Below are 14,602 nucleotides of genomic sequence, written 5' to 3'. Positions count from 1 at the left end.
CAATAACAAGCAATTCTGAAGAAATTATGCAGACACATCATAATCTGCACCATTTCTTCATGATTTTGCATTACACTTTAAGTAACGATTATAAATATGGAGGGCTCTCTATGATTGATATACTGCTCGTAGACGATGAACCGAGAATGCTTGAATTATTAACGCTTTATCTTACACCAATTGGATATAACTGCGTATGTGCGACTTCAGGAGAAGAAGCTATTTTACATATAGAAAATCGAAACTTTAAATTTGTTTTACTCGATATTATGATGCCAAAGATGGACGGATGGGAAACGTGCAAAAAAATCCGATCTTTTAGTAACATTCCTATTATTATGGTTACAGCTCGTGATCAAACAGTAGATGTCGTTCAAGGATTAAAAATTGGAGCCGATGATTACGTAACGAAACCTTTCCATGAAGAAGAACTTTTCGCAAGAATTGAAGCCGTTTTAAGACGTACAAATGAACATAAACAAATCCAATATCACGGTATTGTATGGGATGAAACAAAACACTTCGTTTCTGTCCATAATGAAGAACTCCTTCTCACACCAATTGAATTTTCGTAACTACTCAGCCACCTTTCGGTGTCTTTTTTAAATTTTACTAGTTTCATATGCCTCCCATTTGTAAATACTGAGTATATCAAACAGGGGAGGTGAATCTTATGGTCGATCGAAAAATTATTTTAGATACATATAAAAAAGGACCTGAAGCTGTTATTTCTTTATTTGAAGAAACATTTTCTAAGTTAGAAAAACGTATACAAGAACTAGAAAATGCTTCAAAAAAAAACTCCAAAAATAGTCATAAGCCACCTTCTACAGATGGTTTGGGTAAGCCCGTTACAAAAAGTTTGCGCAAACCGTCTCATCGTCAAACGGGTGGCCAGTTGGGCCACAAGGGACATACTCTTGGTTTGACAGCGACTCCAGATCATACGATTACACATTCTCCTACATATTGTACTTGTTGTCATACTTCCTTGAACCACGAGCCTGTAAAAGGGTATCGCATTCGCCAAGTGTATGACTTACCACCTATTCAGATCGAAGTGACAGAACATAAAGTAGAACAGAAAGAATGCCCACATTGCCATTCTATCCAAGAAGCCCAATTTCCTTCGACAGTATCTCGTCCTGTTCAATATGGTCCAAATATAAAAAGACTGATTCCCTATTTAACGCATTATCAATGCATTTCTTTGAAGCGAACAAAAGAATTCTTTCAGGATTGTTTTGGACATTCTATAAGCGAAGGAACCCTGGTAAATCATACACAGGCTTTCGCTTCTCAATTGCAGCCATTCATAAAAGAAGTAAAGGAAAAGATTCTGCAGTCTCCTGTTGTCCATTTTGATGAAACTGGTATGCGTGTAGAAAACAAAACACAATGGTTACATACTGCCAGTACACCGGAGGTGACATTGCAACATATTCATCAAAAACGTGGAAAAGAAGCAATGGATGCTGGAGAAATCTTGCCATCTTTTTCTGGAATTGCGATGCATGATGGTTGGAAATCGTATGATGCGTATACAGATTGTCGTCACGTTTTATGTAATGCCCATCTCTTACGAGATTTACAAGGAATTATAGATAGTACTGGAGAACAATGGGCACAACAGATGCAGAAATTTCTAACGCAAGCGTTGACGATGAAAAAGCAATCCGAAGGTACCATGCCAAAAGCGACGCAAAAGAATCTGTTTATTATGTATCAATCCATATTGAAAGAACAACAGATTCTTTCCACGAAACAAAAGAAGAAAGGAAAGCAGACGCCTTCTCAAAATTTATGGAATCGCTTCGTCAAGTATTCTGACAGAATTCTAGCGTTTTTAGAACATCCAGCCATTCCATTTGATAACAATCAAGCAGAACGGGATATTCGGATGACGAAAGTAAAACAGAAAGTGTCTGGGACTTTCCGAAGTAAGAAAGGCGCAGAATCTTTTTGTCAGATACGAAGCTTTATGAGTACCATGAAAAAACAAAAACAATCGGTCTTACAAGCGATAAACCAAGTCATAGAAACTAGAACGGTTCCTTGGAATAACACGACTTCATAAGAGAATTTCTCTATTTGGCATAGATTCTTTCTCTGATTGGAGTATTTTCTTTTCATGTTTTCGAATCGGAAACATGTATTTGGCCTGTTTTTTTATTTGAAGAAGCTGAGTAGTTACGAATTTTCTTTACTCGGATTATTTTTACGCCATGTGAACTACGTATTAAACCGTGATCAGCTCATCGAACGAATTTGGGGGTTAAACACAAATACAGAAGATCGCACAGTCGATTCACATATTCGTAATTTACGTGATAAATTGCGAAAAGCAAATTTCCCTATTGATCATCATTTAAAAACCGTGTATGGAATAGGTTATCGATGGATTGATACTGAACAGTAAGGGGCAAAACGATGAAACGAATTTCAATTCAATTCGGATTTTATTTTTTAATTGTTACACTTTTAATTGAAAGTGTTCTCTTTATTTTGCTCTATTATAGTCTTGTAAACACTAGAGTACATGAAGAAATGACAGCTTTATTAAAGCGAGGAAATAGTCATCGAGATGTACTTGAAAAATATTACGATGAGCAAACCATCTCTCACGTAGCATTAATGGAATCTGAAGCTGAAACAACTGTCGTTATTACAAATGCAAATAAAGAAATACTAGCTAAATCTAACGAAATAAACACGACTATAAACGATCATATTAGTAAAATGCAAACTCGAACAGACCATAATGGAGCGATTATAGAAAATCATTGGAAAACATCTAATTATATATGTACAGTTAGCCCCATTGTAGTAGATGGAAAACATGAAGGCTATGTGTACATGTTTCTTGGAACAGAATCAATTGAAAAGTTAGTTAATGGATTAACGAAACAATTCATTATTGCTGGTGCCATCACGTTTCTACTCACAGTCATCACAATTTTCCTATTATCTCGATTATTAACAAAACCATTGTTACACATGAAACATGCCACTGAAAAAATGAGTAAAGGTGATTTATCTGTTTCATTAACAACTACTCGAAATGATGAAATTGGTGAACTAGCATCATCTATTCAGACGCTCGCAAATGATCTACATTATATGAAAACAGAGCGAAGTGAATTTCTAGCAAGTGTTGCTCACGAATTACGAACACCGTTAACATACGTAAGAGGTTACGCTGACATTGCTTTAAAAGAAGGCACCCCTTCTGAACAACGTTTACGATATTTATCAATTATAAAAGATGAGTCTGATTACATTACAAACTTAGTTCAAGATTTATTTTCACTTGCACAAATGGAACAACATAACTTTTCTATTCAAGTAAAGGAAGTGCATTTACACACCTTCCTTACGCGTATATGTGAAAAAGTAAACGCCATGTATAAAGAAAGGTACATTAAAGTTTTTTTCTCTTGTCCTCCTACACTGCTAGTAAACTTAGATGAACAACGATTCGAACAAGTTGTTGTGAATATTTTAAATAACGCTTATAGACATTCAAAAGAGCATTCTCATATAAACATTTCTGTTACAGAAGAACATAAACATATTTCCATTGCAATTGAAGATGAAGGCGAAGGTATTCCGCTTGAAGACCTCCCTCACATTTTCGAACGCTTTTATCGAGTTGATAAAGCAAGATCACGAGCTACAGGTGGAACTGGTTTAGGGCTATCTATCGTGAAAGAAATTGTAGAGCTACACGGCGGGACGATTACTGTCACGAGTGAAGTTGATCATGGATCTTGTTTTATCATTTCATTACCATCTGTAAAGAAACACGACTACCATCAGTAGTCGTGTTTCTTTATCCCGCATTAACGGGCAGTAAGACCCCTACATCAAAATTCAGCGGAAGCAAAGAAGTTAGGTGGGGGATCAACTGCCCGTAAAAGCCCGATTGGTTCAACTAATAATCAGTGGGAGATGAACAAAACCCCCACTGATTAAAGTTTCACTTTATCATTTTACTTTATAATATAAATTTACAAATTGCCCAAAACGTTTCGTATCCGTTAAAGTTAAATTAATTTCTGGATTCTTTTCTTTAAATAATGGGACACCTGAGCCTAATATATGCGGTGTAATCGTAACAATATATTCATCAATTAGATTATTTTTAAAGAATTCTCTCAGTAGCTCTCCTCCACCAACCATCCATATTTTAGATCCTTCTTGCTCTTTCAACCTTTTTGTAAACTCCACTACATCTTCATTTACAAATTCCACGTTTCCGTCTGAACCTTTTTCTGAACGAGAAAAAACATAACATGCTTTATCTAAGTACGGGAATGTTTCCGTATGCTCTACTACATAATCGTACGTTTTCTTTCCCATAATTATTGTATCAATCGTTTCGTACATTTCTGTATAACCATTATCTCCCTCTCCTTCCGTTTCCATTAACCACTCTAAATCATCATTTTCTTTCGCAATATATCCATCTAAACTCGCCGCTATAAATAAAACTATTTCACGTGACATATCTTTTCCTCCTTGTATCTCATCTTGATAACATATGATGTAAACAATATACTAACAATAAAACATGACAATTTATGTCACGTTAAAAAGAAAAGGTGATACATTTGTCAAAAGCTAAACGCTTATTAGATATTCTTATATTTGCTTCTGCGAAAAAAACATTTACAGCTCAAGAAATAGCTGATGAATTTAATATTTCCGTTCGTACGGTTCATAGATACATTTTAGATTTAAGTGATATGGGGTTGCCCATTTACGCAGAACAAGGTCGTAACGGCGGCTATAAAGTATTAACGAATAGAGTAATTCCGCCTATTTTATTTACGGAAGAAGAAGCAGTCTCTATCTTTTTTGCTTTTCAATCTTTAAGTTACTATCGCGACTTACCTTTTAACACAGAAATCAATTCCGTTATACATAAACTGTATAGCTCCCTACAACATGATGCGAAAGTGAAAGTTGATAAAATACGTTCTTACATCGCTTTTTGGAATCCGAAGCGCACAATTGATACACCTCTTTTAAACGAAGTGTTAACCGCGGCTATTGAAAATAAAAATTTACACTTTCAATACGAATCTAAATCGGGGTTAAAAACAAAACATGTTCATCCTATCGGTGTATATGCTCATGACGGGCTATGGTACTTACCGTCCTATGACTATGGCAGGAAAAAAGTATTACTGTATCGCATCGATCGTATTCTTTCCATATTATCAACGGAAGAAAATGAGGATACATTCATGAATTTAGAAGAGTGGTTTGCCTCTAACTCTAACGTAGTACACATCCCTACTCAGTTACATGTTTTACTGACAACAGAAGGCGTACGCCAATGTAAAAGCGTCCCTTATCTTGAGGAATTCGTTATAATAAACGAGGATGGGACAGGATATATAAATTCAACAATTGATAAAGGAGAAATCAATTTTATTACCCCTTTATTTTATAGACTCGGAAAAGATGCAAAAGTTTTAGAACCGACAGAATTGATAGATGGTTTACGTATACGTGCGAAAGAAGTTTTAAGTATGTATGAAGACTAAAAAGGCGTAAGAGAAATTCTCTTACGCCTTTTTAGTGTGCAGTATTTTCTCTATCTCTTCTTTTAACAACGTCTTTATTTCTTCCAAATTATGATTCTTCTTTTCTCCCGATTGTACCGTATAAAACTCGGCAAATGAACGCTCTTTATATCTCGGTACAACATGCATATGATAGTGCGTAAGTTCATTAAAGATTCCACCATTTTGACAAATCGTAATTCCGTCAGGTTGATATAATGCCTTAATCGCTTTTGCAATCAGCTTAGAAGCATCCATAATGGATTTTGCTACAACATCATCTAATTCGTCTACTTCTACAACATGTTGCTTTGGCACAATTAAAGTATGTCCTGGGTAGAAAGGCGCATGATCTAAAAAGCAAGTTACATAATCATCTTCATATACTTTATATATTTTTTTCTCTTCGTTTGCTAATTTACAACCTAAACAGCCCACTACACTTTCCCCTCTTTCTAAAAACATAAAAACGTGAGAATACGGCTCTCACGTTTTTATGTTTCATTTTATTAGTTCAATTGTTTCCGTAACCTTTATACTATCTTTTACAGATTGAACAATCGTACAATTTTTCACTGCAAGTTGCAGCGCCTTGTCCAGCTGCTCTTCTGTAATGTTTTCTGCTTTAATTTTATAGTGCAAATGAACACTTTCAACTGGCTTCGATAAAGCTTCACTTCTACCAATTTCAGTTTCGATTGTAAACGTATCATATGTAATACGTTTCTTTTCTAAAATTGTTCGAAAGACAATTGCACTACATCCTGCGATAGAAGAAATGAGTAATTGTAACGGTGAATACCCGTTTTCTTTTCCAATCGCTAATTGACCATACGATAAATCTGCTTCTATATCATCGTGTTTGATTGTTAGTTTCATTTGTTTTTTCCATCTCCACTTTCATCGGTTTCTGCCGTTTCTTACTAATATAATAATATATATAGCAGAAAATGATAAATGGAATACCACAGTATAACGCCATTCTTTGTTCAGGAATAAACGCTAAACTAATAACAACGATGCTATTTGTAATTAAAGCTAAAATTGGAACAATCGGATATAGTGGTGTTCTATACTTTAAGTCCTCTAACTTTCCTCCGCCTTTTATATACTGACTTCTAAAGCGAAGTTGCGATAAAGCAATAATGATCCAACTTGAAACAGCCGATAAACCAGCTATCGATAATAAGTACATGTATACTGTATCTTCTGCAAGGAAACTTGTGAATAGAGATAATCCAGCTACCGCAATCGTTACGACTAGCGCTGTAATTGGAATACCACGCTTATTTACTTTCTGGAAGGAAGTTGGTGCCATTCCTTCATTTGCAAGTGACCATAGTATACGCGTCGCTGCATATAATCCAGAGTTCGCTACAGATAATAACGCAGTAATAATAACGAAGTTCATAATATCAGCTGCGTATGGAATACCAATTTTATCAAATACGACTACAAATGGGCTTTCAATTACGCCTGCTTCTTTCCAAGAAATTAATCCTACTAAAATCGTCATTGTTAAAATGAAGAATAACATAATGCGCCATACTGTATTACGGATTGCACGTGGAATTGTTTTTTCTGGATTTTCACTTTCTCCCGCTGCAATTCCGATTAACTCTGTTCCTTGGAACGAGAAGTTAACTGTAATCATTGTAAGTAATACGGCAGCTAGTCCATTCGGGAAAAGTCCACCATCGCTTACAAAGTTAGAGAAAAGAGGTGCTGCTTCTTTTCCGTCATATGATATAAATCCTAATAATGCACTACCACCAAGCACAACAAATGCAAGAATTGTAATTACTTTAATACTAGAGAACCAAAATTCTAATTCAGCATAACTTTTCGCCGAAATTGCGTTTGAAGCATATAAAATAACGCCGAATACAAGGCACCATACCCAAACATCAACATTTGGAAACCATCTTTTCATCATTAAACCGATTGACGTTAATTCTAGACCCACTGTTACTGCCCAGCCGAGCCAGTATAACCAGCCAATCATAAAGCCCGTTCCTGGTCCAATAAACTTCGTCGCATACTTTTGGAAAGATCCTGAAACCGGCATCGCTACCGTTAACTCTCCAAGACAAAGCATTGTTAAATACATAATAAATCCGCCTACTAAATATGAAAGGATGGCTCCCCCTGGTCCAGCCTGATTAATGGTGTAACCTGAACCTAAGAAGAAACCAGTTCCGATTACACCACCAAGTGCGATCATAAATAAATGTCTACTCTTCATCGTACGATGTAATTTCTCATTCGTTGGTTGCTGCATCTAAATCCTCCCCCTACCATACCCCTATATCCTGTTAAAATTTTCTGATAATAAAAATATACACGAAAGCGATTACATTTTCTATATAAAATTAAAACTTTTCTGATAAAACAATATAAAAATCGAATTATTGCAAGATTTAGATTCTATTTAGAGGAAAATAAGGAGAAACAAGGAAAAACCCTTACATATATTGTAAGAGTCAACGGAGTTCTAATCTTCTCGATAAAATTGATAAACTATAATTTACGATAAAGTACATACAAGCTACTACTATAAACGTCGGAATCATGTAATTCACATTTTGCCCGCTAATAATTTGAGCATTATGCATAAGCTCAGGGAGTGATATAACAACCGCTAGCGACGTATCCTTCAGCAATGAAATAAATTGACTGACAAGCGGCGGAACCATTCTCCTTAATGCTTGTGGCAAAATAATATGCCAAAGCGCTTGAACATACGTTAATCCCGAAGATCTTGCAGCTTCAACCTGCCCTTTTTCAATAGACAATAGACCACTTCTAACAATTTCAGATATCATTGCTGCCTCAAATATTGTTAAAGCAACAATTGCAGCTGTTATAATTTCTAATTTCAAGCCTGCTTCTGGAAGTGCAAAATACGTGAAAAATATAATTAACAGTAGTGGTAAGTTTCGAATCACTTCAACTATAACTCCTAATACTTGTGAGACGACAGGTATTTTCGTGTAGCGCAATATACCGATTACACTTCCAATAATAAAACTAAGTACAATTGCTATGAGCGCTACCTCTAATGTTATAAGTAATCCTTTTAATAAAAATAGAATATGATCTCCTGTAATTGCTCCCTTGAAATCCATTTACACCGCCTCCTTTGCTAAGCGTTTTTCTAAATAACGCACTAGCATACTGAGCGGAATTGTTAATATTAAATAAAACATCCCGACAAATATATAAACATCAAACGTAACAAACGTCTTCGTTGAAATTAAATCTCCTTGATACATTAAATCAGCACCAGCAATAATTCCAAGTATTGAAGAGTTTTTAACTAAATTGAGAAACTGGTTTCCTAAAGGGGGAATTACAATTTTCACTGCTTGGGGTAAGACAACATAATACATCGCCTGCACATACGTTAGCCCTGAAGAGCGAGCAGCTTCCATCTGCCCTTTCGCAACTGATAAAATACCAGCGCGAATTACTTCTGCAATAAAAGCTGCCGTATATACCGTAAGCGTAACTGTTCCTGCTACAAAACCATTTAAAGTAATTCCTATTACAGGTAAAGCAAAATAGAATATAAATGCAATTAATACAAGTGGAATATTTCTTACAAACTCCACAAAAGCTGATCCTATCCAATTTAAAATGCGAATAGGTGCAATACGCATTACTGCCAAAATTACTCCTAAAATAAAACTACCTATCAATGCAATTACACTAGACATAACTGTATATTTAAACCCTTCTAAATACATATCAATGTTATTCGTTAATATAGAAAAATCAGGCACATATTCTCCCCTCTTTCTTTACAAGAAGAGGATGAGTACTCTCATCCTCTCACTTTTACTATCTACTTTTCTGGTTTTTGTCCAATCCACTTCTCATATAATTTGTCATACTCCCCGCTTGCTTTCATGTCTTTAATTAAAGTATTAATCTCTTTCGTTAAATCATCTGCCCCTTTTTGCACTGCAATTCCATACGGTTCATCTGTGAAAATTTTTCCTACTACTTCATAATTAGAATCTTGTTTTGCCATTCCGTAAAGGATCGCATTATCTGTCGTTAACACATCACCTTTACCTGCCTTTAACGCTGTAAATGCCTCACTATAATTTTCAAACTCTAATACAGTCGCTTCTGGTGACTTTTGACGAATGTTATTTGTAGATGTTGATCCTTTTACAGCTAATACTTTAACGCCTTGTTTTATATCATCGACGCTCTTAATATTGCTTCCTTTTTTCACAAGTAACGATTGTCCTGCTTTAAAATATACATCTGAAAAATCCACTTCTTTTTTGCGTTCTTCCGTAATTGTCATTGTTGCAATAATTGCATCAATATCACCATTTTTCAGCATTGGAATGCGTGTTTTAGACGTTACTTCTTTCAGCTCTAGCTTCTTTTCATCTCCAAGAATCTTTTTCGCCAGTGCCTTGGCGACATCAACATCGAATCCTTCTACCTGCCCTGTTGAAGGATTTTTTAATCCAAATAAATTCGTATCATTCTTCACCCCAACTACTAATTTCCCTCGTTTCTTAATTTGCTCAACAGCCCCGCCTTGCTTCGTATTTGTTTCCTTTGCCTCATCTTTCTTACTTCCGCATCCAGCAACAACAAGCACGAATAAACATGAAAATACGATTAAAGTAAATAACTTTTTCATTTTAAGCATGAAATTCCTCCTCTAATGATTTAGCACCCGACTTAAAAATAAACGGGCTCTTTCTTGTTCAGGGTTTGCAAAAAAGTTCGCCGGTGTTGTATCTTCAATAATTTGGCCATCATCCATAAATAAGATCCTATCTGCTACCTCTCTAGCAAATCCCATTTCATGCGTGACAACGACCATTGTCATCCCTTCTTTAGCCAGTGCTTTCATAACATCAAGTACCTCTCCAATCATCTCTGGATCAAGAGCAGACGTAGGCTCATCGAATAGCATAATTTCCGGCTGCATTGCAAGTCCTCTAGCAATTGCCACCCGTTGCTGTTGTCCTCCGGATAATTGATGTGGATATACATTAGCCTTCTCAGGGATTCCTACTTTCTCTAAATAAAACATTGCTGTTTTCTCTGCTTCTTCTTTGGAAACTTTATTTACTTTAATCGGTGCTAATGTAATATTTTGAAGAACCGTTTTATGTGGATATAAATAAAAATGTTGAAAGACCATCCCAATATTTCGCCGCAATTCATTCATGTCCGTTTTTTTATTGTGTACCTCTGTATTTTGTACAATTAATTCTCCATCTGTAATTGCCTCTAATTGATTTATACATCGAAGCAATGTACTTTTTCCTGATCCTGAAGGCCCGACAACTACCACCACTTCGCCTTTTTTCACTTGCATATTAATATTTTTCAAAACTTGAAAGCTACCATAATATTTATTTACATTACGAAATTCTATCAACATACTCCCCCTTCCCCTAACAATGCATGTACATTCTTTTTATATTCAAAAATAGGCAAAAAAATAACTTCCAGCCTCATTTTGTCCATAAAAAAAAGCAAAGGCATTTTCCCTTTGCTTTTTCATTTCTATTCTATTAAGTTAAGATACTTCTTCTTTCTTATCTTTCCCGTATTCATGCTCCCAAAAATCAGCATTTTTAATTCCTAATGGCCCTGGATCGAATACTGGATCTTTTCCTTCTTTTTTCTGTTTTTCATAATCCTTTAATGCGACTAATGCAGGTTTTTGTAACAATAAAATCGCAATGATATTTACCCATGCCATAATTCCTACCCCAACGTCGCCTAAAGCCCAAGCCGCTGCTGCTGTTTTTATACAGCCGTAGAATACAGCTCCTAAAAATACAAACTTTAGTACCATGGACATCCAAGGGCGATCTTTATCACGATTTAAGTACGCGATATTCGTTTCTGCAATGTAGTAATACGCCATAATTGTTGTAAACGCGAAGAATAATAACGAGATTGCAACGAAACCGTTTCCAAATCCAGGGAAAACAGATTCTACCGCCGCCTGTGTATATCCTGGTCCTGGCTGAGCGCCGTTTAGTTTATTAACGATAAAGTTTTTTCCGCTTGCATCAAATACGTTATACATGCCTGTAATAATCATCATAAATGCTGTTGCTGAACAAACAAATAATGTATCAATGTAAACGGAAAATGCTTGTACTAAACCTTGCTTAGCTGGATGTGATACTTCGGCTGCAGCTGCTGCGTGTGGTCCAGTCCCTTGTCCTGCTTCATTGGAATAAATACCACGTTTTACCCCCCAAGAGATTGCTAAACCGATAATACCACCGAAAGCAGCTTCTAATGCAAATGCACTTCTTATAATTAACATAAATGCTTCTGGCAATTTTTCAATATTCATAGCAACAATGACGCAAGCTACTAAAATATAGCCTATTGCCATAAACGGTACGACAACTTGCGCTACGTTAACAATTCGCTTTACTCCACCGAAAATGATAAGAGCTAATACGACAACTAATATAGCCCCTGATACGGTAGTATTAATACCAAAAGCAGTTTCTAAACTTACAGCAATACTATTTGCTTGTACACCTGGTAGTAAAAGTCCTGTTGCAAGAATTGTCGCTGCAACGAATACTAAAGCATACCATTTCACACCTAAACCTTTTTCAATGTAATAAGCAGGTCCACCACGAAACTGCCCTTGATGTTTCGTCTTATATATTTGCGCGAGTGTTGATTCTACATAAGCTGATCCTGCTCCTAAAAAGGCTACTGCCCACATCCAAAATACAGCTCCTGGTCCACCGAATGCAACCGCTGTTGCTACCCCAGCGATATTCCCTGTTCCAACACGTCCTGATAACGAAAGTGCTAACGCTTGGAATGAAGAAACACCAGCTTCTGATTTTTCCCCTTGAAATGTCAGCTTCACCATTTCTCCTACATGTCTTACTTGTAAAAACTTCGTTCGAATAGAAAAATATAAACCTACTCCTAAACATAAATAAACAAGTGCTGGACTCCAAACAATATTATTTAACCAATTTACGAAAGCTTCCAACATTCCCCCTCCTTTTTATAAAGAATATTCAGAATATATATAAAATTATAAGTGTATACCGAATCTAGGACAATATTATTTTAATAAAGTAAACATATTTTTGTATAAAAAAACAAAGTATATATTTGTTTTATATACTTTGTTTTGAACTAAATGTATTATATATTCACAATTGCTTCTCTTTTAATAATTCTTTCGTATAGCTCTTCTGATAATTTCAAGAAGTTATCAGGCATATCTTTCCCTTTAAACTTCTTTTGAAGCGTTCCATATAAACCTATATCACGTAAACGTAAAAATAGTGGTAACGATTCATACCAACTATCCGCCAGCCTGTGCTCATACTCATATCCTTTTCGTAACACTTGTAACTGTTTACGAGCAAAATCTGTCTTCTCTTCTGCTGTCCACGGTGTAAATAGAACAGAGTAGTATAAAACCATTGCTAAATCATGTATAAAGTAATTATAAGCAGCATCATCAAAATCAAAGATTGTTAGCTCTTTACCATCATAATGAAAATTACCTTGATGAATATCACCGTGCATAAGACCGAACGTTTCTCTTTCAACTGGAAGAGCCTTAATTTCATCCATTAATACCGCTGCAATCTCTTTCACTTGACCATCTTCTAATTCATTAACAATTCCACTTTCGTCTTCTTCCCACGTATCACGGTAGTCTGTTTTAGGATAATCCATTGTAAGGCGATGCAGTTGCCCAATCGCTTTTCCCCACGCTTCAAAATAAGCATCTCCCCAATAAGGCGATTCTGCTCCTTTTACTTGCTCACCTTTTGCATATATAAATAAAGAAGCGAAAAAGAAAGTCCCATCCTCTGCTACGATTTCTTCTACGAGATTTCGAGACGTTGAATAAAGAGGTCCTGCTACCTTTGCCCCATTCTCCGCAACATATCGTAAAAAATCTAGTTCAGCCTCTACCTCTTGTTTAGAACGATGAGAAGAATGTGTTAAACGTAATACATAATCTTCATCATTATCACCCTTCGCCTTAAAAATATAATTCTCAAAATCTCCAAGTGGCTTTTCTTCTACTGTTACATGAAACAAATTCGCTGCTCTTTTTAAAATCTCTTTCGTAAACACACGTTCTACAGCTATTTCCATATATATCCCTCCTATATATCTTCTTAATTCGACACAAATGTGAGAAGTACTGCTATGAATAATCTAAAAACAAAAAAGGTTGATTCACTAAATCAACCTTTACATTATTAAAAGTTTTATTTATCAATTCTTCATCAATTGATTCTCGTATATAACATTTATTTTTATTTCTCTTCACCTTTTGTCTGCATTGAATTGAAAGTCCAATTTAATTTTAATGAATCTCCTTGAAATACATTTTGCTCTGCATTATTATCTACAAATGTGAACATTACATAGAAAGTATCATCATCACCAGGAGCAAGTCCATTTCCTTCTCGGTCTACAACACCTTTTTGTACAAGATCAGGAATACTTCCATTTTGCGTAGATACCTTTAATTCAGATAATGTAGTAGACCAAATTGGAACCTCATTTTTATCCAAATTCCACAAGAAATCAACACGGATATGATCACCAAAATCAGCATTTCCATTATCTCCTTTAGCATCGATTACACTGTAATCTGTCAGGAGTTTCACATCTCCTATTGCTAAAGTTCCTTTGTTTACTAATTGAAAACCACGCTCCATTTCATCACCTGGTTTAATATTATCGACATTAATAACAACTTCAGGATTCACACTCAAATCTAAAGTACCCGCTGCAAAAGTATTTTGTGACACTTCCTTATCACTAAAATACGCATATGTTCCCCCGCTAATTAAAGATAAGCCAAGTGCTGCAGTTACAACACCCATACCAAGTTTTTTCTTAATACTCATTTCACAAGTCCCCCTATTTTTAAAGTTCAAACTACAAACCTTATTTCCATCCCACAAAATAATTTAAGCAACTACCTTGTCCCACAGCGAAAGTGAACCAAATTTAAACTAGTT

At 35.6% G+C, this 14,602-nt stretch carries 14 protein-coding genes and 2 pseudogenes; 5 read left to right on the top strand and 11 right to left on the bottom strand.

Annotated elements, in window-relative coordinates; translation table 11 throughout:
• Positions 1 to 59: 59 nt before the first annotated feature.
• From MHH55_RS24670 to MHH55_RS24655, 4 genes and pseudogenes are all read left to right on the top strand, one after another.
• A pseudogene (locus MHH55_RS24670) lies at positions 60 to 572 on the top strand (response regulator transcription factor); the annotation flags it as partial.
• 101 nt (positions 573 to 673) lie between these two features.
• Positions 674 to 2,077 carry an IS66 family transposase gene (gene tnpC, locus MHH55_RS24665; protein WP_100910632.1) on the top strand — a complete coding sequence of 468 codons (1,404 nt, stop codon included), beginning with the start codon at positions 674 to 676 and terminating at the stop codon, positions 2,075 to 2,077.
• A gap of 111 nt (positions 2,078 to 2,188) precedes the next feature.
• A pseudogene (locus tag MHH55_RS24660) lies at positions 2,189 to 2,419 on the top strand (winged helix-turn-helix domain-containing protein); the annotation flags it as partial.
• A gap of 11 nt (positions 2,420 to 2,430) precedes the next feature.
• Positions 2,431 to 3,822, top strand: a complete 1,392-nt coding sequence (locus MHH55_RS24655) for a sensor histidine kinase (RefSeq protein WP_078187288.1) — start codon at positions 2,431 to 2,433, stop codon at positions 3,820 to 3,822.
• Positions 3,823 to 3,987: 165 nt separating this feature from the next.
• Here the strand turns inward: MHH55_RS24655 and MHH55_RS24650 are convergent, their stop codons facing one another.
• Entirely contained in the window at positions 3,988 to 4,509 is a 522-nt protein-coding gene (locus tag MHH55_RS24650; protein ID WP_074555131.1) for a dihydrofolate reductase family protein, read from the bottom strand.
• 104 nt (positions 4,510 to 4,613) lie between these two features.
• Between MHH55_RS24650 and MHH55_RS24645 the strand changes: the two genes are divergently transcribed.
• Entirely contained in the window at positions 4,614 to 5,555 is a 942-nt protein-coding gene (locus tag MHH55_RS24645) for a helix-turn-helix transcriptional regulator (protein ID WP_048538453.1), read from the top strand.
• A 21-nt stretch (positions 5,556 to 5,576) separates the two neighbouring features.
• Here the strand turns inward: MHH55_RS24645 and MHH55_RS24640 are convergent, their stop codons facing one another.
• From MHH55_RS24640 to MHH55_RS24595, 10 genes are all read right to left on the bottom strand, one after another.
• On the bottom strand, positions 5,577 to 6,038 hold the full coding sequence (locus tag MHH55_RS24640; protein ID WP_139362495.1) for an HIT domain-containing protein: 462 nt from the start codon (positions 6,036 to 6,038) through the stop codon (positions 5,577 to 5,579).
• Positions 6,039 to 6,074: 36 nt separating this feature from the next.
• Positions 6,075 to 6,452: an OsmC family protein gene (locus MHH55_RS24635; protein WP_000778831.1), complete on the bottom strand. Its 378-nt coding sequence runs from the start codon at positions 6,450 to 6,452 to the stop codon at positions 6,075 to 6,077.
• Positions 6,427 to 7,854 carry an amino acid permease gene (locus MHH55_RS24630; protein WP_001187097.1) on the bottom strand — a complete coding sequence of 476 codons (1,428 nt, stop codon included), beginning with the start codon at positions 7,852 to 7,854 and terminating at the stop codon, positions 6,427 to 6,429. Before MHH55_RS24630 ends, MHH55_RS24635 begins: the two co-directional genes overlap by 26 nt.
• 202 nt (positions 7,855 to 8,056) lie before the next feature.
• Positions 8,057 to 8,701 carry an amino acid ABC transporter permease gene (locus MHH55_RS24625; protein ID WP_000345960.1) on the bottom strand — a complete coding sequence of 215 codons (645 nt, stop codon included), beginning with the start codon at positions 8,699 to 8,701 and terminating at the stop codon, positions 8,057 to 8,059.
• Entirely contained in the window at positions 8,702 to 9,358 is a 657-nt protein-coding gene (locus MHH55_RS24620) for an amino acid ABC transporter permease (protein WP_001112667.1), read from the bottom strand. It abuts the gene before it with no gap.
• Between the two features lie 62 nt (positions 9,359 to 9,420).
• A complete protein-coding gene (gene glnH / locus MHH55_RS24615; protein WP_000916491.1) occupies positions 9,421 to 10,251 on the bottom strand; it encodes a glutamine ABC transporter substrate-binding protein GlnH in 831 nt (276 codons plus the stop codon).
• A 12-nt stretch (positions 10,252 to 10,263) separates the two neighbouring features.
• A complete protein-coding gene (locus tag MHH55_RS24610) occupies positions 10,264 to 10,995 on the bottom strand; it encodes an amino acid ABC transporter ATP-binding protein (RefSeq protein ID WP_050551988.1) in 732 nt (243 codons plus the stop codon).
• Between the two features lie 138 nt (positions 10,996 to 11,133).
• Positions 11,134 to 12,594 carry an alanine/glycine:cation symporter family protein gene (locus MHH55_RS24605; RefSeq protein WP_075676524.1) on the bottom strand — a complete coding sequence of 487 codons (1,461 nt, stop codon included), beginning with the start codon at positions 12,592 to 12,594 and terminating at the stop codon, positions 11,134 to 11,136.
• 158 nt (positions 12,595 to 12,752) lie between these two features.
• Positions 12,753 to 13,724, bottom strand: coding sequence for a phosphotransferase enzyme family protein (locus MHH55_RS24600; RefSeq protein WP_000401644.1), 972 nt, complete (start codon positions 13,722 to 13,724; stop codon positions 12,753 to 12,755).
• A gap of 164 nt (positions 13,725 to 13,888) precedes the next feature.
• A complete protein-coding gene (locus MHH55_RS24595; protein WP_000023370.1) occupies positions 13,889 to 14,488 on the bottom strand; it encodes a TasA family protein in 600 nt (199 codons plus the stop codon).
• Between the last annotated feature and the right edge of the window lie 114 nt (positions 14,489 to 14,602).

The sequence above is a fragment of the Bacillus sp. FSL K6-2944 genome (genome assembly GCF_038005385.1).
GTDB lineage: Bacteria > Bacillota > Bacilli > Bacillales > Bacillaceae_G > Bacillus_A > Bacillus_A cereus.
This window is presented reverse-complemented; position numbering and strand designations above follow the sequence as displayed.

What these genes read in the sequence shown, in the direction of transcription:
- MHH55_RS24655 (WP_078187288.1), top strand. Translation starts at nt 2,431, where the DNA reads ATGAAACGAATTTCAATTCAATTCGGATTTTATTTTTTAATTGTTACA.
- MHH55_RS24625 (WP_000345960.1), bottom strand. Translation starts at nt 8,701, where the DNA reads ATGGATTTCAAGGGAGCAATTACAGGAGATCATATTCTATTTTTATTA.
- glnH (WP_000916491.1), bottom strand. Translation starts at nt 10,251, where the DNA reads ATGCTTAAAATGAAAAAGTTATTTACTTTAATCGTATTTTCATGTTTA.
- MHH55_RS24650 (WP_074555131.1), bottom strand. Translation starts at nt 4,509, where the DNA reads ATGTCACGTGAAATAGTTTTATTTATAGCGGCGAGTTTAGATGGATAT.
- MHH55_RS24595 (WP_000023370.1), bottom strand. Translation starts at nt 14,488, where the DNA reads ATGAGTATTAAGAAAAAACTTGGTATGGGTGTTGTAACTGCAGCACTT.
- MHH55_RS24600 (WP_000401644.1), bottom strand. Translation starts at nt 13,724, where the DNA reads ATGGAAATAGCTGTAGAACGTGTGTTTACGAAAGAGATTTTAAAAAGA.
- MHH55_RS24640 (WP_139362495.1), bottom strand. Translation starts at nt 6,038, where the DNA reads ATGTTTTTAGAAAGAGGGGAAAGTGTAGTGGGCTGTTTAGGTTGTAAA.
- MHH55_RS24635 (WP_000778831.1), bottom strand. Translation starts at nt 6,452, where the DNA reads ATGAAACTAACAATCAAACACGATGATATAGAAGCAGATTTATCGTAT.
- MHH55_RS24630 (WP_001187097.1), bottom strand. Translation starts at nt 7,854, where the DNA reads ATGCAGCAACCAACGAATGAGAAATTACATCGTACGATGAAGAGTAGA.
- MHH55_RS24610 (WP_050551988.1), bottom strand. Translation starts at nt 10,995, where the DNA reads ATGTTGATAGAATTTCGTAATGTAAATAAATATTATGGTAGCTTTCAA.
- tnpC (WP_100910632.1), top strand. Translation starts at nt 674, where the DNA reads ATGGTCGATCGAAAAATTATTTTAGATACATATAAAAAAGGACCTGAA.